Origin of the sequence: Polaribacter sp. Asnod6-C07 (genome assembly GCF_045063625.1) — a bacterium.
Classification (GTDB): domain Bacteria; phylum Bacteroidota; class Bacteroidia; order Flavobacteriales; family Flavobacteriaceae; genus Polaribacter; species Polaribacter vadi_A.
In genome coordinates this window covers 3,522,653-3,547,921 of the sequence record NZ_JBEFOF010000005.1, presented here as the reverse complement: position 1 = coordinate 3,547,921, position 25,269 = coordinate 3,522,653, and the positions used below count along the sequence as shown (strand labels likewise).

22 protein-coding genes and 1 riboswitch are annotated in these 25,269 nt (G+C 28.9%); of the genes, 18 read left to right on the top strand and 4 right to left on the bottom strand.

Annotation, left to right across the window (positions count from 1 at the left end; all coding sequences use genetic code 11):
* Nucleotides 1-125: 125 nt before the first annotated feature.
* The 3 genes from ACJJVK_RS15455 (at nt 126) to ACJJVK_RS15445 (ending at nt 4,193) form a co-directional block, all read left to right on the top strand.
* Entirely contained in the window at nt 126-578 is a 453-nt protein-coding gene (locus ACJJVK_RS15455) for a cold-shock protein (RefSeq protein WP_215994788.1), read from the top strand.
* An 87-nt stretch (nt 579-665) separates the two neighbouring features.
* Nucleotides 666-1,481, top strand: coding sequence for an AraC family transcriptional regulator (locus ACJJVK_RS15450; protein ID WP_405567608.1), 816 nt, complete (start codon nt 666-668; stop codon nt 1,479-1,481).
* A gap of 195 nt (nt 1,482-1,676) precedes the next feature.
* Nucleotides 1,677-4,193: an outer membrane beta-barrel protein gene (locus ACJJVK_RS15445; RefSeq protein ID WP_405567605.1), complete on the top strand. Its 2,517-nt coding sequence runs from the start codon at nt 1,677-1,679 to the stop codon at nt 4,191-4,193.
* Between the two features lie 93 nt (nt 4,194-4,286).
* Here the strand turns inward: ACJJVK_RS15445 and aroB are convergent, their stop codons facing one another.
* Nucleotides 4,287-5,345, bottom strand: a complete 1,059-nt coding sequence (aroB, locus tag ACJJVK_RS15440) for a 3-dehydroquinate synthase (RefSeq protein ID WP_405567603.1) — start codon at nt 5,343-5,345, stop codon at nt 4,287-4,289.
* Nucleotides 5,346-5,434: 89 nt separating this feature from the next.
* Between aroB and ACJJVK_RS15435 the strand changes: the two genes are divergently transcribed.
* The 12 genes from ACJJVK_RS15435 to ACJJVK_RS15380 all read left to right on the top strand — a co-directional run bounded on the left by ACJJVK_RS15435 (nt 5,435) and on the right by ACJJVK_RS15380 (nt 17,602).
* Nucleotides 5,435-6,598, top strand: a complete 1,164-nt coding sequence (locus ACJJVK_RS15435) for a proline dehydrogenase family protein (RefSeq protein WP_405567601.1) — start codon at nt 5,435-5,437, stop codon at nt 6,596-6,598.
* Complete coding sequence (locus ACJJVK_RS15430) at nt 6,598-6,909, top strand: LETM1 domain-containing protein (protein WP_405567599.1); 312 nt, start codon at nt 6,598-6,600, stop codon at nt 6,907-6,909. The genes ACJJVK_RS15435 and ACJJVK_RS15430 overlap by 1 nt, the downstream gene beginning before the upstream one ends.
* A gap of 32 nt (nt 6,910-6,941) precedes the next feature.
* Nucleotides 6,942-7,036, top strand: a riboswitch (TPP riboswitch).
* A 72-nt stretch (nt 7,037-7,108) separates the two neighbouring features.
* Nucleotides 7,109-7,309 (top strand): sulfur carrier protein ThiS, encoded by a 201-nt coding sequence (thiS, locus tag ACJJVK_RS15425; RefSeq protein WP_405567596.1) that lies wholly within the window; start codon nt 7,109-7,111, stop codon nt 7,307-7,309.
* 166 nt (nt 7,310-7,475) lie between these two features.
* Nucleotides 7,476-9,338, top strand: a complete 1,863-nt coding sequence (thiC, locus tag ACJJVK_RS15420; RefSeq protein WP_405567593.1) for a phosphomethylpyrimidine synthase ThiC — start codon at nt 7,476-7,478, stop codon at nt 9,336-9,338.
* 121 nt (nt 9,339-9,459) lie between these two features.
* Nucleotides 9,460-10,056 carry a thiamine phosphate synthase gene (locus tag ACJJVK_RS15415; protein ID WP_405567591.1) on the top strand — a complete coding sequence of 199 codons (597 nt, stop codon included), beginning with the start codon at nt 9,460-9,462 and terminating at the stop codon, nt 10,054-10,056.
* A 122-nt stretch (nt 10,057-10,178) separates the two neighbouring features.
* Nucleotides 10,179-10,940 carry a hydroxymethylpyrimidine/phosphomethylpyrimidine kinase gene (locus ACJJVK_RS15410; RefSeq protein ID WP_405567588.1) on the top strand — a complete coding sequence of 254 codons (762 nt, stop codon included), beginning with the start codon at nt 10,179-10,181 and terminating at the stop codon, nt 10,938-10,940.
* Nucleotides 10,940-11,572 (top strand): thiamine phosphate synthase, encoded by a 633-nt coding sequence (gene thiE / locus ACJJVK_RS15405; protein ID WP_405567586.1) that lies wholly within the window; start codon nt 10,940-10,942, stop codon nt 11,570-11,572. The genes ACJJVK_RS15410 and thiE overlap by 1 nt, the downstream gene beginning before the upstream one ends.
* A gap of 23 nt (nt 11,573-11,595) precedes the next feature.
* Nucleotides 11,596-12,366: a thiazole synthase gene (locus ACJJVK_RS15400; protein WP_405567583.1), complete on the top strand. Its 771-nt coding sequence runs from the start codon at nt 11,596-11,598 to the stop codon at nt 12,364-12,366.
* A 3-nt stretch (nt 12,367-12,369) separates the two neighbouring features.
* Complete coding sequence (gene thiH / locus ACJJVK_RS15395) at nt 12,370-13,482, top strand: 2-iminoacetate synthase ThiH (RefSeq protein ID WP_405567581.1); 1,113 nt, start codon at nt 12,370-12,372, stop codon at nt 13,480-13,482.
* 45 nt (nt 13,483-13,527) lie between these two features.
* A complete protein-coding gene (gene moeB, locus ACJJVK_RS15390; protein ID WP_405567578.1) occupies nt 13,528-14,580 on the top strand; it encodes a molybdopterin-synthase adenylyltransferase MoeB in 1,053 nt (350 codons plus the stop codon).
* 124 nt (nt 14,581-14,704) lie between these two features.
* Nucleotides 14,705-16,474 (top strand): translational GTPase TypA, encoded by a 1,770-nt coding sequence (gene typA, locus ACJJVK_RS15385; protein WP_405567575.1) that lies wholly within the window; start codon nt 14,705-14,707, stop codon nt 16,472-16,474.
* 345 nt (nt 16,475-16,819) lie between these two features.
* Entirely contained in the window at nt 16,820-17,602 is a 783-nt protein-coding gene (locus ACJJVK_RS15380) for an SHOCT domain-containing protein (RefSeq protein WP_405567572.1), read from the top strand.
* Between the two features lie 124 nt (nt 17,603-17,726).
* Here ACJJVK_RS15380 and ACJJVK_RS15375 read toward each other — a convergent pair whose 3' ends face one another.
* Nucleotides 17,727-18,578, bottom strand: coding sequence for an alpha/beta fold hydrolase (locus tag ACJJVK_RS15375; RefSeq protein WP_405567570.1), 852 nt, complete (start codon nt 18,576-18,578; stop codon nt 17,727-17,729).
* A gap of 18 nt (nt 18,579-18,596) precedes the next feature.
* Nucleotides 18,597-19,481, bottom strand: a complete 885-nt coding sequence (locus tag ACJJVK_RS15370; RefSeq protein WP_215994772.1) for an alpha/beta hydrolase — start codon at nt 19,479-19,481, stop codon at nt 18,597-18,599.
* A gap of 108 nt (nt 19,482-19,589) precedes the next feature.
* On the opposite strand from ACJJVK_RS15370, the gene priA reads away from it, so the two are divergent.
* Nucleotides 19,590-22,013 carry a primosomal protein N' gene (priA, locus tag ACJJVK_RS15365; protein WP_405568392.1) on the top strand — a complete coding sequence of 808 codons (2,424 nt, stop codon included), beginning with the start codon at nt 19,590-19,592 and terminating at the stop codon, nt 22,011-22,013.
* A 102-nt stretch (nt 22,014-22,115) separates the two neighbouring features.
* Here priA and ACJJVK_RS15360 read toward each other — a convergent pair whose 3' ends face one another.
* Complete coding sequence (locus ACJJVK_RS15360) at nt 22,116-23,753, bottom strand: hypothetical protein (protein ID WP_405567568.1); 1,638 nt, start codon at nt 23,751-23,753, stop codon at nt 22,116-22,118.
* A 153-nt stretch (nt 23,754-23,906) separates the two neighbouring features.
* On the opposite strand from ACJJVK_RS15360, the gene ACJJVK_RS15355 reads away from it, so the two are divergent.
* Together ACJJVK_RS15355 and ACJJVK_RS15350 are read left to right on the top strand one after the other, a co-directional pair.
* A complete protein-coding gene (locus ACJJVK_RS15355) occupies nt 23,907-24,467 on the top strand; it encodes an RNA polymerase sigma factor (protein WP_405567566.1) in 561 nt (186 codons plus the stop codon).
* The gene (locus ACJJVK_RS15350; protein WP_405567564.1) at nt 24,454-25,257 is read left to right on the top strand and encodes a hypothetical protein; all 804 of its coding nucleotides are present in this window, start codon (nt 24,454-24,456) and stop codon (nt 25,255-25,257) included. The genes ACJJVK_RS15355 and ACJJVK_RS15350 overlap by 14 nt, the downstream gene beginning before the upstream one ends.
* Nucleotides 25,258-25,269 lie beyond the last annotated feature (12 nt).

Sequence of the window (25,269 nt, the reverse complement as noted above, 5' to 3'; positions counted from 1 at the left end):
CCTACTTAGCTATATTGTCTTTATAATTTTAGGTTTAAGACAATTTCTAAAGCTTATATTCTTAGAAAAAGAAAATTTCTCAAACGAGTATAGGTTAAATCATAATAAAAACATTTATATAGTTAATGGCAAAATCGCAACAAACATTTAGTAAAAGTGAAAAAGAAAAAAAACGCTTAAAGAAAAGAGCAGATAAGCGTAAAAAAATGGAGGCAAGAAAAGCGAACAAAGAAGAAAATGGAACTTCAGGGATACAGTTTGCTTATGTAGATCATAATGGAAATTTAACAGATACTCCACCAGATCCAGAATTAAAAGTAGAATACGAGTTAGAAGATATTCAGATATCTGTAACTAAAAAAGAAGATTTACCAGAAGAAGACCCAGTAAGAAAAGGAAAAGTAAATTTCTTTGATAGCTCTAAAGGTTTTGGTTTTATTATAGATTCTGACAATGGTGAAAAATATTTTACTCACGTTAGTGGTTTAATTGATACTATTGCAGAAAATGATAAAGTTTCTTTCGAACTTGAAAAAGGAATGCGTGGTATGAATGCTGTAAAAGTTAAGAAAATTTAATTTTTTGTTTAAAAACAAATAAAAAAAGCCTTTTAATTAAAAAGGCTTTTTTTTATTGACAGTATTTAATCAATTTAAATTTATTTGATGAAAAATAACATCAATACCTACAATAAAATATCAGATTATAAAGACATTAAAATTGAAGAGTTTGATGTAAATAAACGTTACACCAAGCCTCATAAACATAATAAGTATTTAGAAATTGTATATTTTATAAAGGGTAGTGGTTATCATCATTTAGATCTAAAAAGTTATCAAATAAAACCAGCAACTGTTTTTATTGTTAAAAAAGACGAAGTACATCATTGGGAAATTACTACAAAACCCAAAGGTTACGTAATTATTATAAAAGAAACGTTTTTAGAAAAAACTCTAGATAAACTTTTAAATAATCAGCTTTTAAAATTACAACATAAATCAAAAATAAAAGTTTCAAAAGAAGATCTTTCTTTTAATGCACTTTTTACTTCTTTAGCTTGGGAAAAAAAGCAAGATATAATAAACAGTGAAGCAGTAGAGGGTGGTTTAAAAGCTCTTTTTGCCAAACTAGTAAACTACGCTCAGTTAGAAAAAGTAGAAAGAACAGATTTATTGATTTTGTTTACAGATTTATTATCTCAAAATTTAAAAAATAATGTACAATTTTACGCAGACAGATTAAATACTTCTCCTCAGAATTTAAATGCTATTTGTAGAAAAGAGTTTAATAAAACTGCATCAGATGTTGTTGCTGAGCATATTATTAAAGAAGTTAAAAGACGTTTAATTTATTCTAATGAATCGATTAGTGAAATTGCTTTTAGCTTAGATTTTAAAGACACATCTCACTTCACAAAATACTTTAAAAGGTATACACATTTAACCCCAAAGCAATTTAGAATAGTAAATATTACTTCATAGACCATTTGTTTTTCAAATACACCATTTTGCTATTGGTTTCAAAATTACATTTGTTTAATATTGTTAAGGATATAATTTAGAACTCAAATTTTAATTGATAACTAACAAATCAATCAATTAAATGTTATGTTAAGAGTTAGTCTAATCACTTAATAATGGAAACAAATCAAATAAAATTAACTAAAAAGTAAAACAATGAGATTAACAAAATGTATGTTTTTATTTCTGACTTTATTGCTGAGTCAGATTGCAACTGCACAAATAACTGGTAAGGTTATTGAAAATGATGAAAATTATCCACTAGAATACGCAACAATAGCACTGTATAATTCAACTACAAAAACATTAGTAAATGGTGTTGTAACAGATTTTGATGGTCTTTTTTCTATTGATAATATAAAACCAGGTAATTATTATATAGAAGCTTCATTTATCGGTTATCAATTAAAAACAATAGCATCAATCAACATCAATAAAAAAGGAGAAAAGAAAGATTTAGGGGTAATTAAATTATCTTTAGGTGCTAGCAATCAGTTGAATGAAGTGGTTATAAAATCAGAAAAAAAAGCAGTTTTACACAAAATTGACAGACAGGTTTTTGATACTAAAAAGTTTCAAAATACAGTGGGTGGTAATGCAGTAGATGTTGTTAAAAATCTACCTTCTGTAACTATTGATGGTTTAGGCGAAATAAGTGTAAGAGGTAGTAAAGGTTTTACAGTTTTAATAAATGGTAAGCCAACGCAAGGAGATACCAGTGCTATTTTAGCACAATTACCAGCAAATGCATTAGAAACTGTTGAGTTAATTACAGCTCCTTCTGCAAAATACGATCCTGAAGGTAAAGGAGGTATTTTAAATATCATCACTAAAAAAGGGGCAATTAACGGAACTTTTGCACAAGTAAATGTAAAAGGTGGTTTCCCATCAATAGAAGATTACGATACAAAAGTTGCTGCAAAAAGATATGGAATTGACATAACTGTAAATAACAGAACAGATCATTTTAATGTTTCTGTTGGTGCTAGTTACCAGAGAAATGATAAAGCTGGTAGAAGAGAAGGAGATATGTTCATTGTAAATGCAGCAGAAAATAAAACTACATTTTTGCCTTCTGATGGCGAGCGTAGTTTTGATGAAGTTACATACAATGGTCGTTTTAATATTGATTATACACCCAACACATCTGATAGTTATTCTTTAGGATTTTTTGCAGGAAAACGTACAAAAGAACGTTTGGCAGATATTGTGTATTATGATAATCATTCCATTTCACCAATTGGCGGATCTACAAGAGATTATACTTTTGCGTATTACAATCATAATTTAAGGATTCGAAAAGGTGATTTTGCTTTAGGTAGTTTTGATTATGCACATCAATTTGATAATCAATCTAAAATTTCTACATCAATTTTATACGAATATACTTTTTTAGGTGGTCCAACAGAGAATGACAATTTAGGGCATCCAGATAATGAAATCGTTTACCAAAGAGAATACAACACCAATGATAATCCTTTGTATGGAGCTCGTTTTAATTTAGATTATAAATGGAAACCTTTTTCTTTTGGTACTTTAGAAACTGGTTATCAATACAGAGATTTAGATCATACAGGTAAATTTGTTTATGAAAGAGATGGAGTTTTAGTACCAGAATTTTCGAGTGATGTTAGTTTAAAAAGAAGTATTCATTCTGGTTATGCACAAGTTTCTGCTTCTAAAAGCAAATGGGATTATGCTGCTGGTGTTCGTGTAGAATCTATGGACAGAGAATATAAAGAAGCTTTGCAAAGTGAAACCACAGAAAATGTTTATAATTACGATTTTGTAAAACTTTTTCCTTCTGCATCTTTACAATATAAAATTGATGAAAAAACAAATATTAAAACGGCTTACAGCAAAAGAGTAGAAAGAACCACTACTTTTAAAATGAATAGTTTTGCAGAACGTGAACATTCTGAAGTTTTTGAACAAGGTGATAATACTTTATTACCAGAGTTTATAGATTTGGTTGAATTAGGTGTAACTAAAAAATTAAAAGGCGGTAATTCTGTGTATGCAACTGCTTATTTTAGACATGTAGATAATGTTATAAATCGTGTAAATACTTTGGCTTACGAGGAAAATGGACAAGTTATAGATAGCATTATCAACCGAGTTTATTCTAATGTTGGTAAAAGCAATTCGTTAGGTTTAGAAGTGGGTGCAACTTTAAAACCAACTGACAATTGGACTAATTTTATAGGCGTAAATGTGTATAATTATGATATTGATGGCGTTCTAAATTTTAGACACAGAGATGGTATAGAAAGAAATTATGATATCGATTCTAAATCAACAATTTATTCTATCAATTTAAACTCAACTTATAATTTCTGGGAAAATGCATCTTTGCAATTCACCTTTAATTATTTATCGGATAGAAATACAGCAATGGGTGAAGATTCTCGTTTTTACTCACCAAATTTAACTTTTCGAAAAAAGTTTATGGACGATCGATTAACAGCTACTTTACAATGGCAAAATATAGATATGGGCTTGTTAAATACAAACGAACAACGTATTACAACATCGAGAGCTAATCAATTTTACACAAGCACAAATTATGTTTATGAAGTAGATATGGTTACACTAAATCTGTCTTATACATTTAATGCTGCTAAAAATAAATCGAAGTTTATTGATAGCGAATTTGGTAAACGAGAGTTTTAAAAATTTAGTTGGTTAAATTAAAAAGACCTTTCAATTGTATAATTGAAAGGTCTTTTTGTATGTTATAAAATTCAAAATTTTTAATCAAAAGTATTATTGATTATAAAATTCCATACTCTCAATAATTAATTCTTCAGGCACTTTACAATCAATTTTAAAGTCTTCAAAATCGTTTAAAAGCACAAAGTTTACTTGTCCGTTTACGTTTTTCTTATCGTGTTTTAATAAATCTAAGATTGATGAAAAATCTTCTTTTAACAACATTATTTTATCATAAATAGAAACAACAACTTCTTTAACATCATTCACTTTTTCTTCTGATAAACCTAATAATTTAGAAGACATGTAGCATTCGCAAACCATACCAATTGCAATGGCCTCACCATGAGTTAAGTTTTCTTTGTCTTCAGATTCAAGGTAAAAAGATTCTATTGCATGCCCTAAAGTATGCCCGAAATTTAAGATTTTTCTTAAGTTTTTTTCTTTAGGATCTTGTAAAACAACTTCATTTTTAATTTCTACAGATCTAAAAATTAAATCGCTAATATTTAAGTCTTTGTTATCTTTTATTTGATTAAATAAGTTGATGTCATAAGTTACACCATATTTAATAATTTCTGCAGTACCTGATTTTATTTCTCTTGGTGCAACCGTTTCTAAATATACATTATCAACAATAACCATTTCCGGATTTGCAAACAAGCCAATCTGGTTTTTTAAAACACCTAAATCTACACCAGTTTTGCCACCTACAGAAGCATCAACCATAGATAATAAGGTTGTTGGTATGTTTACAAAATCGATTCCGCGTTTAAAACAAGAAGCCACAAAACCACCTAAGTCTGTAATAACTCCACCACCTAAAGTAATCAATAAACTTTTTCGATCTCCACCTAAATCTGTAATTGCATTCCAAACACCAATGCAAGTTTCTAAATTTTTGTTGATTTCTCCAGACTCAATTTCAATCAATTCAATCTTTTTATCCGTAGTTAAATTGGGGATAAACTTCGGATAACAATGCTCTAAAGTATTTTCATCAACCAAAATAAAGATCGTAGAATAATTATTTTTTTCGATTAAATTAGAAAGTGCGTTGTAACTTTCTTCTTGAAAATGAACAGGATAGGAAACTGCTTGTATGGTTTGCATTGGTATATTTATTAAGTATGCAAATTAAAAATAAATAATTGAATTATTTGCACTCTTCAACTATCTTTGTTTTCAGTAAAATTCAAATTATGAAACTTTTCGACAACACAGAAGTTGCTTTCGCTTTAAAATCAGATTCTCAATTAGAGCGTGCTTATTTTTTATTTAGAATGATACAAAGTCAGCCAATGGTAAGAATTGGTAGTGCAGTTACAAATTTTGCATTAAAAGCCCATTTACCTATTGAAGGTTTAATTCGTTCTACAGTTTTTGATCATTTTTGTGGAGGTGTAACAGAAGACGATTGTTTGCCAATTATCGATAATATGTTCGATAATGGAAAAGTGCATAGTGTGTTAGATTATTCTGTAGAAGGTAAAGACGAAGAGGTTAGTTTTGATGGTGCTTTGAATAAAATTCTTAGAATTATTAATTTTTGTGAAGAAAAAAAATCCATTCCTTATGCTGTATTTAAACCATCAGGTTTTGGAAGATTTGGATTGTATCAAAAAATATCAGAAGGTATCGATTTAACATCCGAAGAAAAAGAAGAATGGAAAAGAGTAGAAGATCGTTTTCATAAAGTATGTAAAATTGCTGTAGAAAAAGATGTGCCTTTATTAATTGATGCAGAAGAAAGCTGGATGCAAAAAGCTGCTGATGAGTTGATTGAAGAATTAATGGCTACTTATAATAAAGAAAAAGCCATTGTTTTTAATACTTTACAAATGTACAGGCATGATAGAATGGATTATCTTAAAGCGCTGCATAAAAAAGCACAAGAGAAAGGTTTTTACATTGGTATGAAAGTAGTGCGTGGTGCTTACATGGAAAAAGAGCGAGAAAGAGCTCAAGAAAAAGGATATCCATCACCAATTTGTAAAGATAAAGATACAACAGATATTAATTATGATGCTGCCATAAAATATATGATAGAACACTCGAAAATGGCTGTTTTTGCAGGTACACATAATGAAGAAAGTTCTTATTTATTAATGGATTTGGCAAAAAAATATGATATAAAAGTTAATGACAATCGTCTTTGGTTTGGACAGCTTTTTGGTATGAGCGATCATATCAGTTATAATTTGGCAAATCAAGGTTATAATGTGGCAAAATACCTACCTTTTGGTCCTGTTAGAGATGTGATGCCGTATTTAATTAGAAGAGCAGAAGAAAATACTTCTGTAGCTGGGCAAACCAGCAGAGAATTAAATTTACTTAAAACAGAAAGAAAGAGAAGAAAATTATAATGACTAGCATAGAAGAGTTAAAACAGTTACTTATTAGAAATAAGCTTAGACTTGATCAAGAATTAAGACAAAGCAAAGAAGCTGTTGCGCTTATAAAAAAATCTACGCACTCTAATTTGTCATCAGAAGAAAAAGAAAAAATTAGAATTCAGTTGTTAGATATTTGTAAAGCAATACCTGCTTTGGCTGTATTTTTATTACCAGGAGGTGCATTATTATTACCGCTTTTAATCAAATTAATTCCAGATATTTTACCTTCTGCATTTCAAGATGATTTACCTGGAGATAAAAATAAAAAATCAACTTTATAAAATATATCATAATAATATAATATATTTGAATTATTAAACTTTAGGAGTAGCTAGTTATCTAGTTTGAGAAATATCCTTAGAACCTGATTTGGTTAATACCAACGTAGGAAAAAGTCATTCTTAAATGCGTGCTTGTACATTTTGTTGTACAGTTATGTATCTATCTTTCTTCTAGAGTTTACTTTAAAAATCAAGTACGATGTATATAAAAGTAAACAACGAACGTCACGAAATTTCCAACAAAACTACATTACAAAAACTGGTTGATGATTTAAAAATCACTACCAATGGCATTGCTATTGCTATAAATAATAGTGTTGTGAAAAAAATAGATTGGAGTGCTAAAATTCTTCAACAAGAAGATGTTGTTTTAATTATTAAATCTACCCAAGGTGGATAAATCTACTGATAATTAAATATTCGAAAATGTCAGTTCGAGTGATTTTGAGGTACGAAAAATTGTATCGAGAACTTTTTGAAATCGCAAAATTCACAAGAGCTGAACAAAATTAAAATAATGTAGAATGGTTTCAATATAAAACAAACAACACCTTTTAAAATATAATATGAAGAATAAAGACACTGCTCCAAAAAAAGGACAAGTAACAAGAAATCCGTTTCCGAATTCGAAAAAAATCTATGTTCAAGGAAAATTACATCCACAAATTAACGTGGCAATGCGAGAAATTTCCTTGAGCGATACCACAGATTCTATGACGAAAAAGAAAACCCCAAACGAACCTGTTACCGTTTACGATACTTCTGGGCCATACACAGACCCAAGTAAAGAAATCAATGTTCATAATGGAATAGAAAGAATTAGAGAACAATGGATTTTAGATAGAAATGATGTTGAACAATTAGATGCATTTTCATCAAAATATTGCAATGAACGTTTAAATGATAAAAGTCTAGATCACATGCGTTTTGGTCATTTAAAAAAGCCAATGCGTGCTAAAAAAGGACAAAATGTAACACAATTACATTACGCTAAAAAAGGAATTATTACTCCAGAAATGGAATACATTGCAATTCGTGAAAATCAACGAATTGATGAAATGACTGAAATTAGAAAACAACACAAAGGAGAACATTTTGGAGCATCAATTCCTGAGAAAATAACACCAGAATTTGTAAGAAGTGAAGTTGCAAGAGGTCGTGCAGTTATTCCATCAAACATCAATCATCCAGAAGCAGAACCTATGATTTTAGGTAGAAACTTTTTGGTGAAAATTAATGCAAATATTGGTAATTCAGCAACTACATCATCCATAGAAGAAGAAGTAGAAAAAGCAGTTTGGGCTTGCAGATGGGGTGCAGATAATATTATGGATCTATCTACAGGACAAAATATTCATGAAACTCGTGAGTGGATTGTTCGCAATTCGCCTGTTCCTGTGGGTACAGTTCCTATTTATCAAGCTTTAGAAAAAGTAAACGGAGTTGCAGAAGATTTAACTTGGGAAATTTTTAAAGACACTTTAATAGAGCAAGCAGAACAAGGAGTGGATTATTTTACAATTCATGCAGGCGTTTTATTGCGCTATGTGCCAATGACAGCAAAACGTGTAACAGGTATTGTTTCTAGAGGAGGTTCTATTATGGCAAAATGGTGTTTGGCACATCATAAAGAGAGCTTTTTATATACGCATTTCGAAGATATTTGCGAAATTTTAAAACAATATGATGTTGCTTTTTCTTTAGGTGATGGTTTACGACCAGGTTCTGTAGCAGATGCTAATGACGAAGCGCAGTTTGCTGAATTAGAAACTTTAGGAGAATTAACACAAATTGCTCGTAAGCACGAAGTTCAGTGTTTTATAGAAGGTCCAGGTCACGTGCCAATGCATATGATTAAAGAAAATATGGAAAAGCAAATCGAAGTTTGTGACGAAGCTCCTTTTTACACTTTAGGGCCTTTAACAACTGATATTGCACCAGGTTACGATCATATAACATCTGGAATAGGAGCAGCAATGATTGGTTGGTATGGTTGCGCAATGTTGTGTTACGTAACACCAAAAGAACATTTAGGTTTGCCAAATAAAGAAGATGTTCGTGTGGGAGTTGTTACTTATAAACTAGCAGCGCACGCTGCAGATTTGGCAAAAGGGCATCCAGGAGCTCAGCACAGAGACAATGCATTAAGTATGGCGCGTTTTGAGTTTCGTTGGGAAGATCAATTCAATTTAGGATTAGATCCAGAGCGTGCTCGCGAATACCATGATGAAACTTTACCAGCTGCTGGCGCAAAAATTGCGCATTTCTGTTCTATGTGCGGACCAAAATTTTGTTCTATGAAAATATCGCAAGAAGTGCGTGATTTTGCAGCTGAAAATGAAATTGATGAGAACAACGAAATTTTTCAAAAAGGAATGGAAGAAAAATCGAGAGAATTTAAAGAAAAAGGATCAGAAGTGTATTTGTAAAATTTTTAGGAAGTTCCCACGCTTTTGAAAAAAAAGCGTGGTCGGGCTTTACGTTATATCTTTTTTGTAGAAAAAACAAAAAAGGATGCCACTTCAATCCCTAACTCAAAACAAAACAGTTATGATAATTCTAATTACTCCAGAACAAGACATTCCGAATGAAATTGAATTAGTACATCAATTATTTAAAGAGGGTTTACAATGTTATCATTTTAGAAAACCAGATAAAAATTACGAAGAACATTGTGCATATTTACATCAAATAGACAAACAATATCACAATAGAATTGTAGTGCATTTTTATCATGAATTAATTAATGATTTCAATTTAAAAGGTATTCATTTTCAAGAGCAAAAAAGGAGAGATTGTTTAGAAAAAGGAATTGGATATTTTAAAGGTTTAAATATGAATGGTAAAACAATAAGCAGCTCTTTTCACGAACCAGAAGATTTAGAAGCTTGTAATTTAATTTTCGATTATCATTTATTGAGTCCTGTTTTTTCTTCAATTTCAAAAGTTGGTTATCAAGGTAGAGGTTTTGATGTCAATCATATTAATAAAACAATTGTTGGTATGGGCGGAATTAATACAGAAACCATCCAAGAAACTATACAATTAGGTTTTAATGGTATAGGAGTTTTAGGTGGCGTTTGGAATGTAGAAAATCCTGTAGAGAGTTTTAAAAGTATAAAAGAAAAGTTTTACTCGTTAGTATGATTTTGATCTGTCAGTTCGAGTGTTTTTATTGAGTTAAAACGAAATAAAAATGTATCGAGAACATATTTACAAAACAATAATCTATTTCAGGATTAAAAATTAAAAACTAAAAGCTTAAAAATTTGAATCAAAAAAACTACATATTAACCATTGCAGGTTTAGACCCATCAAGTGGAGCTGGAATCACTTCAGATATAAAAACATTTGAAGCACACAATGTATACGGATTGTCTGTTTGTACAGCAGTTACAGTTCAAAATGACATTGAATTTAAAAACTGTATTTGGATAGATAAACAAGTTATTTTAAATCAAATTGAATTGCTTTTCGAACGGTTTTCAATTTCAATAGTAAAAATAGGAATCATTCAATCTTGGGAAATTTTATTAGAAGTTGTATTGCTCTTAAAGAAGAATAATTCTGAAATAAAAATAGTTTTAGATCCAATCTTAAAGGCAAGTGCAGGGTTTAGTTTTCATTCAAAACAAGATTTACTGGTTTTTGAAAAAGTATTACAAAACTGTCATTTTATTACGCCAAATTACAACGAAATAAAAGATTTATTTCCTGATAAATCAATAGAAGAAACCATCGATTTTATATCAGAAAAAACAAATATTTATTTAAAAGGTGGTCATAGAAAAGATAAAGTCGGTTGGGATGAAGTGTATTACAGTAAAATTGTAAAACTAAATATTCCACCAATAACTACGGATTCTAAATTCGAAAAACACGGTAGTGGTTGTGTTTTATCATCAGCTTTAGCTGCAAATTTATCGAAAGATATTCCTTTAGAAGATGCTTGTAAAAATGCAAAATTATATACAGAACAGTTTTTAAGTTCAAATAAAACTTTATTAGGAATACATAATTATCAAAATTAATGATTAGTAAATTACACTATATCACTCAAGGAAAAACATCAGAAGAACATTTAAGTAATCTAGAAAAAGCGTGTATTGCTGGTGCAGATTGGGTGCAATTACGATTAAAGAATATGGAAGTTGATGTTATTTTAGAAACTGCCAAAAAAGCGAGAGAAATAACATCAAAATATCAAACAAAATTAATTATTAACGATTATTACAAAATTGCAAAAGCAGTAAATGCAGACGGAGTTCATTTGGGTAAAAATGATGAATGTTCGTTAAAAGTTCGTGAGTTTTTAGGAAGCTCTTTTATAATTGGCGGAACCGCAAATACAGTTGAAGATTGTAAAATTTTATTAGATAAAAAAGTAGATTATATAGGTTTAGGTCCTTATCAATTTACCAAAACAAAAGAAAAATTAAGTCCGGTTTTAGGTGTTTTAGGATATCAAAAGATATTAGACAAACTGCAAACAAAAACACCCATAATTGCTATTGGAGGAATTGAACTAAAAGATGTTTCAGAAATTATAAAAACAGGTATTTATGGTGTTGCTGTGTCTGGAGCAATTACAAAAGATATCCATACAATTTCAAAATTTTATCAAATTATAAATAATCAAAAAGAGCAAAAAGAAGTTTGCTAGATGATTGATAAAAAAATAAAAATATGAATCAAAAATTAAAAATAGCCGATAAAGAATTTACATCTCGTTTGTTTACAGGAACAGGAAAATTTAGTTCTTCTCAATTAATGAGGGAGTCTTTATTAGCATCTGAAAGTGAATTGATAACAGTTGCTTTAAAACGAGTAGATGTTACAAATAATGAAGATGATATTTTAACACATTTAAATCATAAGCACATCAATTTATTGCCAAATACATCTGGAGTTAGAACTGCTAACGAAGCTGTTTTTGCAGCTGAATTATCAAGAGAAGCTTTAGAAACAAATTGGGTAAAATTAGAAATTCATCCAGACCCAAGATATTTATTACCAGATGCTATAGAAACTTTAAAAGCAGCAGAAGAATTGGTGAAGTTGGGGTTTGTGGTTATGCCATACATTCACGCAGATCCTGTTTTGTGTAAGCGATTAGAAGAAGTAGGTGTGCAATGTGTGATGCCTTTAGGTGCACCAATTGGGAGTAATAAAGGTTTAAAAACACAAGATTTTTTAGAGATAATTATAGAACAATCTAATGTGCCAGTTATTGTAGATGCTGGTATTGGTTCGCCTTCTCACGCAGCTCACGCTATGGAAATTGGTGCAGATGCAGTTTTAGTAAATACTGCAATTGCGGTTTCTCAAAATCCGATTTCGATGGCAAAATCATTTAAAATGGCTGTTGAATCTGGTAGAATGGCTTTTGAAGCAAAACTAGCACCAATTAAAGAGCAAGCAGAAGCCAGTAGTCCATTAACTAGTTTTTTAAATTAAAAGATGAGTCATTTTAAAACACTTTTTGATACTTACAATTGGGATTTTATATTACAAAGTATTTTTAATAAAACAGAAGTTGAGGTAAAACAAGCTTTAGCAAAAGAGAAGCGAGATTTAGAAGATTTTAAAGCATTAATTTCTCCTGCAGCCAAACCTTTTTTAGAAGAAATGGCTTATAAAAGTAAGGTTTTAACCAAAAAAAGATTCGGAAATACGATGCAAATGTATGCACCAATGTATTTGAGTAACGAGTGTCAGAATATTTGCACTTATTGTGGTTTTAGTTTGACAAATAAAATTCCGAGAAGAACGTTAACAGATGCAGAAATTTTAAAGGAAGTTTCATTTTTAAAGCACAAAGGTTACGATCATATTTTATTAGTTACTGGAGAAGCCAATCAAAAAGTGGGTGTAGATTATATTAATAACGCAATTAGATTAATCCGTTCTCATTTTTCTAATATTACTATAGAAGTTCAGCCTTTAGATCAAGATGAATATGAACTTTTAATACAAAATGGTTTGTATGCGGTTTTGGTGTATCAAGAAACCTATCATAGAGATGAGTATAAAAAACATCATCCAAAAGGAAAAAAATCGAATTTTGATTATCGTTTAGACACTCCAGATCGTTTAGGAAAGGCTGGAGTGCATAAAATTGGTTTAGGCGCTTTATTTGGATTGGAAGATTGGAGAGCAGATAGTTTTTTTACAGCTTTGCATTTACAATATTTGCAAAAAACATATTGGAAAACTAAGTATTCGATTTCTTTTCCCAGATTACGTCCACATTCAGGAGGTTTAGATCCAAAAGTTGAAATGACAGATTCAGATTTGGTACAATTAATTTGTGCTTTTCGTTTGTTAGATGAAGATGTAGAATTATCAATGTCTACCAGAGAAAGTGAAATTTTTAGAAATAATATTGTTAATTTGGGCATTACATCCATCAGTGCAGAGTCTAAAACAAATCCTGGGGGTTATGCAGTAGAACCACAATCTTTAGAGCAATTCGAAATTTCGGATGAAAGAAGTACAGAAAAAGTAGTAGAAATGTTAAAAAGCAGAGGTTTAGAAGTGGTTTGGAAAGATTGGGAACATTTTAGTTCTTAATTACTGATATCAAATTATAAATTACGAGTTTTAATCAAAATAGAAATGCTAACATCCGAAGAAAAAAAGCAATACAATCGTCATCTTATTTTAGATAAAATAGGAGAGAAAGGACAATTAAAACTTAAAAAAGCAAAAGTTTTGGTGATTGGAGCTGGTGGTTTAGGTTGTCCAGTTTTACAATATTTAACTGCTGCAGGAGTAGGAACAATCGGAATTATAGATGATGATGTTGTTGATCAAAGTAATTTACAACGTCAAATTTTATATACTATTGATGATATTGGATTTTCTAAGGCAGTAACTGCTTCAAAAAGATTATCAAAATTAAATCCGTTTGTAAAATTCGATGTATATCAAGAAAAGTTAACAAGAGAAAATGCAATTTCTTTATTTGAAAAATTTGATATTATTGTAGATGGAAGTGATAATTTTTCTACTCGATATTTAACAAATGATGCATCAATTATCACTAAAAAACCTTTGGTTTACGGAGCTATTTTTAAGTTCGAAGGTCAAGTGAGTGTATTTAATTATAAAGAAAGTGCAAGTTATAGATGTTTGTATCCAACTCCACCAAAACCAAATGAATCTCCAAACTGTTCAGAAATAGGAGTTTTAGGAGTTTTACCAGGAATTATAGGTAGTTTTCAGGCAAACGAAGTCATTAAAATGATTTGTGAAATAGGAGAGGTGTTAACAAACAAAGTTCTTATTTATGACACGTTAACAATGCGTCAGTTAAAATTAAAATTTGAGAAATCAGAAAATGCCAACATCACTAAATTAGAAGAAGATTATGATTTTTTCTGTGGAATAAAATCAATAGAAAATGAAATTAATTTAGATGAGGTTGAGAATAATTTAGAAAACTACAATTTATTAGATGTACGTGAAGAATACGAACACGAAGACTATAATATTGGAGGTAAAAATATTCCATTAAGCGAATTGGATGATAGATTAGATGAGATTGATACTCAAAAACCAACTGTTGTTTATTGTGCATCTGGAATTAGAAGTAAAAAAGCAATCGATATTTTAGGGAAAAATGATAAAAAAAGTACATTTTATAACTTAAAAAATGGATGTTTTTAAAATTTATCCTAATTATTCACTACTATTTTTAGTCTTTAAAATATAACAACTCAAAAATAACATCTAGAATAGTAATAAATTACATTTAATCAACTACTTTTGCACGAAATTTAAGAATTTAAGCATGCAAATCAGAAACATCGCAATTATTGCACACGTTGATCACGGAAAAACAACGTTAGTAGATAAAATTATAGATCAAGCAAAAATTTTAGACGAACGTAAAGAACGTACAGATTTATTGTTAGATAACAATGATTTAGAAAGAGAAAGAGGAATTACTATTCTTTCTAAAAACGTTTCTGTAAATTATAAAAACACAAAAATTAACGTAATTGATACTCCTGGTCACGCCGATTTTGGTGGAGAAGTAGAGCGTGTATTAAAAATGGCTGATGGTGTTTTGTTATTAGTTGATGCATTTGAAGGACCAATGCCACAAACTCGTTTTGTATTAGGTAAAGCCTTAGAATTAGGATTAACTCCTATTGTTGTAGTAAATAAAGTAGATAAAGAAAACTGTACTCCTGATATCGTTCATGAAAAAGTTTTTGACTTAATGTTTGCTTTAGAAGCTACAGAAGAGCAATTAGACTTTACTACAATTTATGGTTCTGCAAAGAACAATTGGATGAGTACAGATTGGCAAAACGAAACTACAGATATTGTACCTTTATTAGATGCTGTATTAGAATCTATTCCTGCAACTAAATACAATGAAGGTACTGCACAAATGCAAATTACTTCTTTAGATTTTTCTAAATTTACAGGAAGGATTGCAATTGGACGTATTTTTAGAGGAGACTTAGAAGTTGGTAAAGATTACATGTTATGTAAAGCTGACGGTTCTACTAAAAAAGTAAGAATTAAAGAATTACACGTATTCGAAGGAATGGGTAAAGTTCAAGTAGATAAAGTACCTTGTGGAGATATTTGTGCAATTACAGGTGTTGAAGGTTTTGAAATTGGTGATACAATTGCTGATTTAGAAAACCCAGAAGCATTACCAAGAACAGAAATAGATCAACCTACTATGAGTATGTTGTTTACAATTAACAACTCTCCTTTCTTTGGTAAAGAAGGTAAATTTGTAACATCTCGTCACTTAAGAGATCGTTTATTTAAAGAATTAGAAAAAAACCTTGCATTAAAAGTAGAAACTACTGATAGTGAAGATAAATTTAACGTTTTTGGACGTGGAGTTTTACACTTATCTGTATTGATTGAAACAATGCGTAGAGAAGGTTATGAATTGCAAGTGGGTAGACCACAAGTAATTTTAAAAGAAATAGATGGTAAGAAACATGAGCCAATGGAAACATTGTCTATTGATGTACCAGAAGAAATGGCTTCTAAAGCAATTAACTTAGTATCTCTTAGAAAAGGAGATATGTTAGTAATGGAACCAAAAGGAGATTTACAACATTTAGAATTTTCAATTCCTTCTAGAGGTTTAATTGGTTTAAGAAATAAAATTTTAACTGCTACTGGTGGTACAGCTATTATTAACCATAGATTTAGTGAATATGGTCCCTATAAAGGAGATTTTACTGAAGAAGTAAAAGGAGCAATCGTTTCTTCTGCAGCAGGTAAAGCAACAGCTTATGCATTAAACCGTTTACAAGATAGAGGTGTTTTCTTTATTGATATTAACCAAGAAATTTATGTTGGTCAGGTTATTGGAGAAAACTCTAAATCAGATGATATGGCTGTAAACTTAATTAAAGGAAAGCAATTAACAAACATGCGTAAATCTGGTACAGATGATGCTATGAAAATTGCTCCGAAAATTGATTTCTCTTTAGAAGAAAATATGGAATACATTAAAGCTGATGAGTATTTAGAAGTTACTCCAGAAAGCTTACGTATGCGTAAGATTAATTTTAAAGCATAAGTTAAAAACATTTTTTTAGTAAGCAGTTTTACTAATAAAATATTTTATAATATATTAAAAAGCTCAAGTTAAAACTTGAGCTTTTTTTATGGATGTTAAGAACAAAATTTTATAAAATATAATATATGTTCAATATTACCCTAAAAAGTATAGAATTACTTATTTATTAGACTGTTTACAATACATTTTAATTAGTTTTACTTTGTCTTAACTAGTTTAAAATCAAACAAATATTTTAAAAACTTAATGTATTTTAATGACTTATACAAATACTATAGTCTACCTTTGTCACTAAAATTGTGAAGCAATTTTTAATAAAAAAAAAGAAATAAAATCTCATAAAAAATGAATGCAATTTTCACAGACGCAAGTTTTCAAAACATGTTAAACGTTGCAAATAAATACGGAATTAGTTCAAACGCAGTTACAGATCTAACTCATTGTTTAATGAATAGTAATGGAACAATGGCGCAATTTAATATACAAGAATTAGGTGGTGGTGGCCAATGGATGTTAGGAGGTATGACTATGGTTGGTGATATGTTTAATAACCAACTTAAATATACTGTAGACGGACTTTGTGCAGAATTATCGAACTTTATTCAGCAAGGAGCAATACAATATAAACCTTTACCAAGATTAGAAAATCAGCAAGGTGGTTTTTCTGGAAATTGGTGGGGAGATTTAGGTTACCCTAATTCAACAGGTAGTCAAAACGGAACTAGTTATGCTATTTTTAACAATATTAATCGTTTGGCAATTCAGCAAAATGGAAAAGTTACTATTTTCGATACTTTAAACAACAATATTGGTGGAGTAGGTCAACAACAAGGAGGTAATTATTCAGTAACCTTTACTAGTCAATTTGGTACAGTAGATTTAAGTACTTTGCCAATTGTTTCTGGTGTTCAAGAAACGGTTAAACAATCAGAACCATTACCTTTATTAGTTGAAGAAGATATCGTTAAACCTAATAATCAGCAAATATCAAATTTAGAAGAAGACAATAGTTTCTTTGAGGAAGATATTTTTGGTAAAATAGAAAAATTAGCTAGTTTAAAAGACAAAGGAATTTTATCTGAAGATGAATTTACTTCTAAAAAGAATGATTTGTTAAGTAGATTGTAAATAATGTTTTTTATTTAGTAAAATATAAGCTCAAGAATTTATTTTCTTGAGCTTTTTTTTATAAAAATAATCTTTACCTATCTCTCTATAACTTATTCAATTTAATAGCGTAAATTAAGTTATTTTAAGATATTATTGATTGTATAAAATCCTGTGGTTTTTCTAACATAGGGTAGTGCCCACAATTATCAATAAAATGTAAAGTACTATTTTTAAACTCTTCAGAAAAACGAGTTGCTTCATTTTCATTAAAAATTATATCATTTTTACCAGAAATTATCTTTGCAGGTGTTGTGTTTACTTGTAAGGTATTAAACCATCTGCGCCATAATAATTTACTTTCTGTTATATAACTGGGTAAATAATCTATGATTTCTCTTCCGTTTTTATGTTCTATTAATACCCATTTAGCTTTAATTTCTTCATCAGAAATACTATCATTTTCATAAAAGAAATCTTTAATTTTCATTTTGTAAAACGAAAACGAATTTAGCATTAATAATATTTTATTAGAAAATTGTTCTAAAGGATGTAAGCTTACTTTATCTAAATTATTATGATCAAAAGAGATTATACTATTTAAAATTACAACTTTTTTTACTTCAATTTGTATAAGTTTTGTTCTTTGTCTGGTTAACACCTCTAAAGCAATTTGTGTACTATAATTATGCCCAACAAGAGTTATGTTTTTAAGATCTAAAATTCTCCATAACTCTAAGCAAATATCTGTTTGTTGTAAAATATTAAAATAATAATTTGAAGGTTTATCAGAAAAGCCAAATCCTACAAAATCTTGTATTACTACTCTATAATGCTTACTTAATTCTGGTAAAACTTTATAATAATCTATAGATGAAGTTGCATAGCCATGCTGTAATACTAAAGTTTCTTCGCTATTACCTTCATCAATAACAAATACCTTTGTATTAAGTACAGAAACCATTTTACCTTTCTGAGCCCATTCTTTTGTTTCCATTAAAATATTTTATAAAATTTAAAAAACAGGTTTATCTATATTTTGATAATCAAAGACTAATTTAATCCAACTATTTGGTGTTTCTATAATAGAATAATGTTTCACATTTTCTATCCAAACTAAATATTTGCTAACATCTTCAGTAGCTAAAACAATAGCAATTTCTTTAATAGCAACAGGATCAGTTTTTTCCCAGAAAATTTTAACTGGTATTTTAGCTTCTTTTAAAGCATTTGTCCATCTGTGCCAATAAGTATAACGTTCGTTAATAAAATTACTTAAAAAATGAACTTCTTTTTGTCCTTCAGTAGAATTTAATTGATTCCACATATCTTTTATATCGTAATCTTTTTGAATTTGATAATTGATGTTATCTTTCTTAAACTTTCTTTTTATTTTACGATAACCATAACTTGTAAGTCTAGAAATGTATCTACCTAATTTTCTGTCTTTAAGTAGTTTGTCTATGTTTCTTAAATGTAAATGCTCTAGTCTCATACTGCTACTACACAAATACATTTTGTTAATTCTAATAGGAATTAAATTATGGTTTTTACGAGCCAAAATTTCTTTAGCTATAGATGTACCATAATCATGTGCTAAAATAGTTACACTTTTTAAGCCTAATTTGTTCCAAAGTTGTAAGGCGATATCAGCTTGATCTATTAAAGAATAGGTTAAAGAATCTGGTTTATCAGAAAAACCAAAACCTAAATGGTCGTGCACCACAATCCTAAAATACTTTGCAAGTTCAGGTATTATTCTATGATAATCGTAAGAAGAAGTTGGATATCCATGAAGTATAGCAAGAGTACCAGGTTTATCACCTTCATCTATTACAAATACTTTTTTGTTTTCTATGGTAACGAATTTACCTTTATTTTTCCAGTTTTCAGCAGTCATGTTTTTGGGGGATTAATTGCTAAATTATTTTGTATAAAGGTACTATTTTTTATTTAATTTTGATTTTTTAAATGTTAAAGATTTTACAATATCAATTATATAGACGTCATATTACCTATACCAATTCAGAAGACTTTTACGTATTCTGTTACTGATGAAGAATATAACTTTTTAAAAAAAGGAATGCGAGTTGCTGTTTCTTTTGGTAAAACGAAGCTTTTTACGGGTTTAGTTTTTAATATTCATCAAAAAGCACCAATATTATACGAAGCTAAAGATATTCATCAAATTTTAGATGATAAACCTTTGGTAAACGAACATCAATTAAAACACTGGCAATGGATTGCTAATTATTATATGTGTGCTTTAGGTGATGTTTATAGAGCTTCTTTACCTTCTGCTTTTTTATTAGAAAGCGAAACCATTGTTTATAAAAACGAGGCTTTTATTAATGAAAATGAATTAGGGGATGATGAGTTTTTAATTTTTGAAGCTTTGCAACATCAATCTCAATTAACAATTCATCAAGTTGCAGATATTTTAGGTAAGAAAAAAGTAATGCCAATTGTTAATGAGTTGATTAAAAAATCGGCGATTTATATTCAAGAAAAAATTTACGAACAGTACAAACCTAAATTGGTGAAATATGTTCGTTTACATGCAGCTTATACTTCTGATAATTCCTTAAATTCTTTATTAGAAGAATTATCGAGAGCCAAAAAACAGAGAGAAGCAGTCTTAACGTTCTTTCAATTATCAACTACAAAAAAGCCAATAAAAGCTAAAGATTTAGAAACAAAAGCAAACGTTTCATCAGCAGTTTTAAAATCTTTAGTAGATAAAAATATCTTTGAGTTTTACCAAATTCAAACAGATAGAATTAGTTTTAAAGGTGATACTAATTCACTTAAAACTTTAAATGAGTTTCAAGAAAAAGCCTATTTAGAGATAAAAGAAACTTTTATAAAAAAAGATGTTACACTTTTACATGGAATTACGAGTTCTGGTAAAACTGAGATTTACACAAAATTAATTCAAGAAGTTATAGATAATGGCAAACAGGTTTTGTTTTTATTGCCAGAAATTGCTTTAACTACCCAAATTATAACACGTTTGCAATTTTATTTCGGAGAACAAATTTCTGTTTTTCATTCTAAATATTCTATGAACGAAAGAGTAGAAGTGTGGAATAACGTGCTTGAAAATAAATCAAAAGCGCAAATTATTTTAGGAGCAAGATCATCTATTTTTCTACCTTTTTCTAATTTAGGATTAATTGTTGTTGATGAAGAACATGAAACTTCTTATAAACAATTTGAGCCATCACCAAGATATAATGCTAGAGATGCAGCTATTGTTTTGGCAAAAATGCATCAAGCAAAAATTTTATTAGGCTCAGCAACACCTTCTTTAGAAAGTTATTTTAATGCTCAACAAAACAAATATGGTTTTGTAGAATTAAATAGACGTCATGGAAATGTACAATTACCAAAAATTGAATTGATTGACGTAAAAGATAAACAGAAGAAAAAGGAAATGACAGGTCATTTTTCTGATCGTTTGTTAAAATTAATTCAAGGGGCTTTAGACGAAAAAGAACAAGTAATCTTATTTCAAAATAGACGTGGATATTCACCAATTGTAGAATGTAAAACTTGTGGAGTGGCTCCTCAATGCCCAAATTGTGATGTTAGTTTAACATTTCATAAATTCAGACACGAGTTACGTTGCCATTATTGTAGTTATCAAAGAGCAATGCCAAATTCTTGTTCTGCTTGTGGTAGTAATACTTTAGACACCAAAGGTTTTGGTACAGAGCAAATTGAATTAGAATTAAAAGAATTGTTTCCTGATTACAAAATAGGAAGAATGGATTTAGATACAACTCGTGGTAAATTCGGTTATCAAAAAATAATTGGTGCTTTCGAAGCTCGAGAAATTGATGTTTTAGTGGGTACACAAATGTTATCTAAAGGATTAGATTTTGATAATGTAACCCTTGTTGGAGTTTTAAATGCTGATACTATGCTAAATTTCCCAGATTTTAGAGCCCATGAAAGAGCCTATCAAATGATGGTACAAGTTTCTGGTAGAGCTGGTAGATATAAAAAACAAGGAAATGTGGCTATACAAACCTACAATCCTTATCATCAAATATTACAGCAAGTTTCAACCACAAATTATACAGAAATGTATAAAGAACAATTGCAAGAACGTTGGCAGTTTAAATATCCTCCTTATTATAGATTGATAAAAATAACCCTAAAACATAGAGATTATAATAAAGTAGAAAGTGGAGTAAATTGGCTTTTTAAAGCTTTGTATGCTTCTTTTGGTGAGCACGTTTTAGGACCAACAGCGCCAGCAGTTTCTAGAATTAGAAATCAGTATATTAAAAATATTGTAATCAAAATTCCGCCAAAACAAAGTTTAGCAAACACTAAAAATCAAGTTGCAAAAATTAAAAACACGTTCGAAGCTGTTAAAGATTTTAGACCAATTCGTTTTATTATGGATGTTGATGCTTACTAGAAAATTTTTATCTTAAAGCTCTAAAAGTTGCAATTAATAATTGTTTTTTTTAACTAATTATAGAATGTTAGCTTAGTAATTAATATTGGTTTCAGTAATACTTTATAAGTATTTTCTACTTAATTTTATTAGCTGATGTTTTACATTGTAATTTGAAAAATCAAATACTTTAATCTTTTTAGATTGATTTTCTTTTCCCCAATTATAATAAGTTGTAATTTTAAAAGTAGTAGGTTTTTCTTGTTTATTGCCTAAATAAGTTAGGTTTACTAAGTAAAATCCTGGAATTAATTTATCAATAAAAATTTCTTTAGAAGTATATCCTTTTATTTTTTGATCTTTTATCAAACTTTGATTTTCTTTAAAGGAATTTTCAATTTTATAAGTTGCTAAATAGGGGTTCACAAATTCTATTATAAATTCAGCTTCAGTTGTATTCCATTCAAAAACAAGTCTAACATCACTTTTTACATTCTTATTTGGGTTTTCAATCTTAATTTTCTTACGATTATTATCGTTTTCGATATCCAAATTATATACAGTTATAATTTCTGATGCAATAATTTCACCTATATCATCTTCTTTAACTTTATAGCCTTTATTCAAAAAGTAATGATAGGTTTTCCAAAACTCATTATATTCTTTTTGTTCTAAAAATGCATTCGCTAAATCTCTAAAAGATTGTAAGTAGTTAGGTCTTAGTTTTATAATTTTTTTATAAACTTCAATAGCTTTTTTATCTTCATTTATTTCTTGATATTTATAAGCAATTGCCTTTAGAGTTTCTGGATTATTATTAGCTTCCTCTTCATACGTTGATAGTATTTCTGATAAAAATGTATTATCGAATTTTTTATCTTTAAAATATTTGTAAAGATTTAAGAAATAATCTTTATTATTTTTGTCCTTTTTATAAGTGTTTTCAAATAATTCTAGTGCTTCTTTTTCTTTAGAAATTTTCTTGTATTTATCTAAAAAAGGATATATGTTTTTTAATTTCTTGACTTTTTTAGCATCATAACTATAAAAATCATCCTCAGTAAAAAAATAATTGTTAAAATCGATATTCTTTAACTTTTTGTAATCTATGTTCGTACTAACTCTAATTACTGGATTGTTTTTTTCAGAGTTCATTACAATAATTTCTTTTACTTCTGATATTAGAATAGGAAAAGGAATATCAAATTCATAATTATCAATCAACCAAACAGCAGAACCATTAAATTCCTTGCCTTTTAAATAGAGTGTTTCTTCTCCATATTTATTAAATTTTATGTAAAAAAAAGTTAGTTTTTCTACAAGAGCTCTTGTTAATGAAGTAGCATATTTGTTTAAAGATTTTCCATCAATTTTAATAACTCCAAATTCAGGAACATTTTCTCCAATATTTACATCACCCAATTTTGGGTTGGAATTAAAGCTAAGTTTAGATGATTTGTTTTCAATAATCATATTAATATTCAACGTTTCAGAAACATCTTCAACGATAACGTAAGTTTTTAAATATCCTGAATAACTATAACTTAAGGTTTCACCAATTTTAGCTTTAATAGTATAAAAACCATTTGTATCAGAAATTGCATAACGCATTGTGTTTTCTACAAAAATAGTTACATTAGAAAGTGCCTTGTCTTTATGTTTTATAAAACCAGAAATAGTTTTAAAATTAGTATTATTGGTTGTTTGTGCAAAAAAATAAAAAGGAACTAGGAGTAATAATAAGGTAAGTTTGTTTTTCATAGTTGTAATTACTTATTGGTTATAAATGTATCAAATTTTATACCCATTTTAAATAATCTGAAAAAAAATGATTTTTTTTAACACCCAAAGCAACCTTTTTAAAAACTTTGTAGTCTTTATATTTGTAAGGCAATAAAAACTAACTGAAGAGGCTTGAAAATTATAAAATTGCATAATCAAGAAAAATCGCTCATAAAAAAAGCGGTTAATAATAACAGAGAAGCGCAGCAACAATTGTTTGAGCAGCATTCGCCTAAAATGTTAGGTGTTTGTAGGCAGTATGTAAAAGATTTACATCACGCAGAAGATTTAATGTTACAAGGCTTTTTAAAAGTTTTTACAAACTTACACAGATTTAAACACGAAGGTAGTTTTGAAGGTTGGGTAAGAAGAATTATGGTAAATACATGTATTTCTTATCTCAGAAAAAAAAATAGAATCGATTTATCTGATGAAGATTATGTTTTTAATGATGCAGCCACAGAAAGTTTAGAAAATACTTCTGTAGAAGATATTCAAAAACTGATAGATCAATTACCAGAAGGTTATAAAATGGTGTTTAATTTATTCGCCATAGAAGGTTTTAAACATTCAGAAATAGCAGTGCAATTAGGTATTTCTGTTAGTACATCAAAATCGCAATTATTTAAAGCACGTAAATTATTGCAACAGAATTATATTAAAATGAATAAAGTAATTAATGAAGACAAATAAAATAGATAAAGACGTAAAACAAAAGTTCGAGAACAGAACTTTTAAGCCATCAGCTTCTGCTTGGGAACGTTTGTCTGTACAATTAGACGAACAACCAAAACAAAAGAAAATAGGCTGGTTTTTTTATATAGGTGCAGCAGCAAGTATTTTGTTATTGGTTACAATAGGTATTAAAATGTTTTCTGATGATACAGAAGAAATTATACCAAAAGAGGAAATTGTAATATCACCTATTGATACTAATTTGATTGATAAAAAAATAGAGAAATTTATTAATGAAATTCCTGTTGAAGAAGCTTTAGTAAAACAAAAAGAGGTAGAATTTGATAACAAAAAAAATACTGAAAAGGTAATTGTTAAGAGAGAAAAATATCAACATAAAAAAAATAGCAATACTAAAAAAGAACAAACAGTTATTGCAAAAGTTGATATTGAAAATAAGGATGTAAATTCTACAGAAATAGAAAAATCTTCAATAAATAAAATAAAAATCTTAGAACAAGACCCAAATAGCACTATAAAAATAAACGCAGACGATTTATTATATGCAGTTACACACAGCCCAAGAGAAGTAAAAGAATATTATGCAAAATACAATGTGAATAGAGAAGATGTACTTAGAACGATTAAAAATGAGCTCAAAAAATCGAACATAAAAGTAAATCCGAATACTATTTTAGCAGAAGTAGAACGCACAATAGATGATGATGATTTTCAGAATAACTTTATGAAATCATTAAAAAGAAGAGTTACAGATATTGCATCAGCAATTGCCAGTAGAAACGATTAAATAGTTTATCAA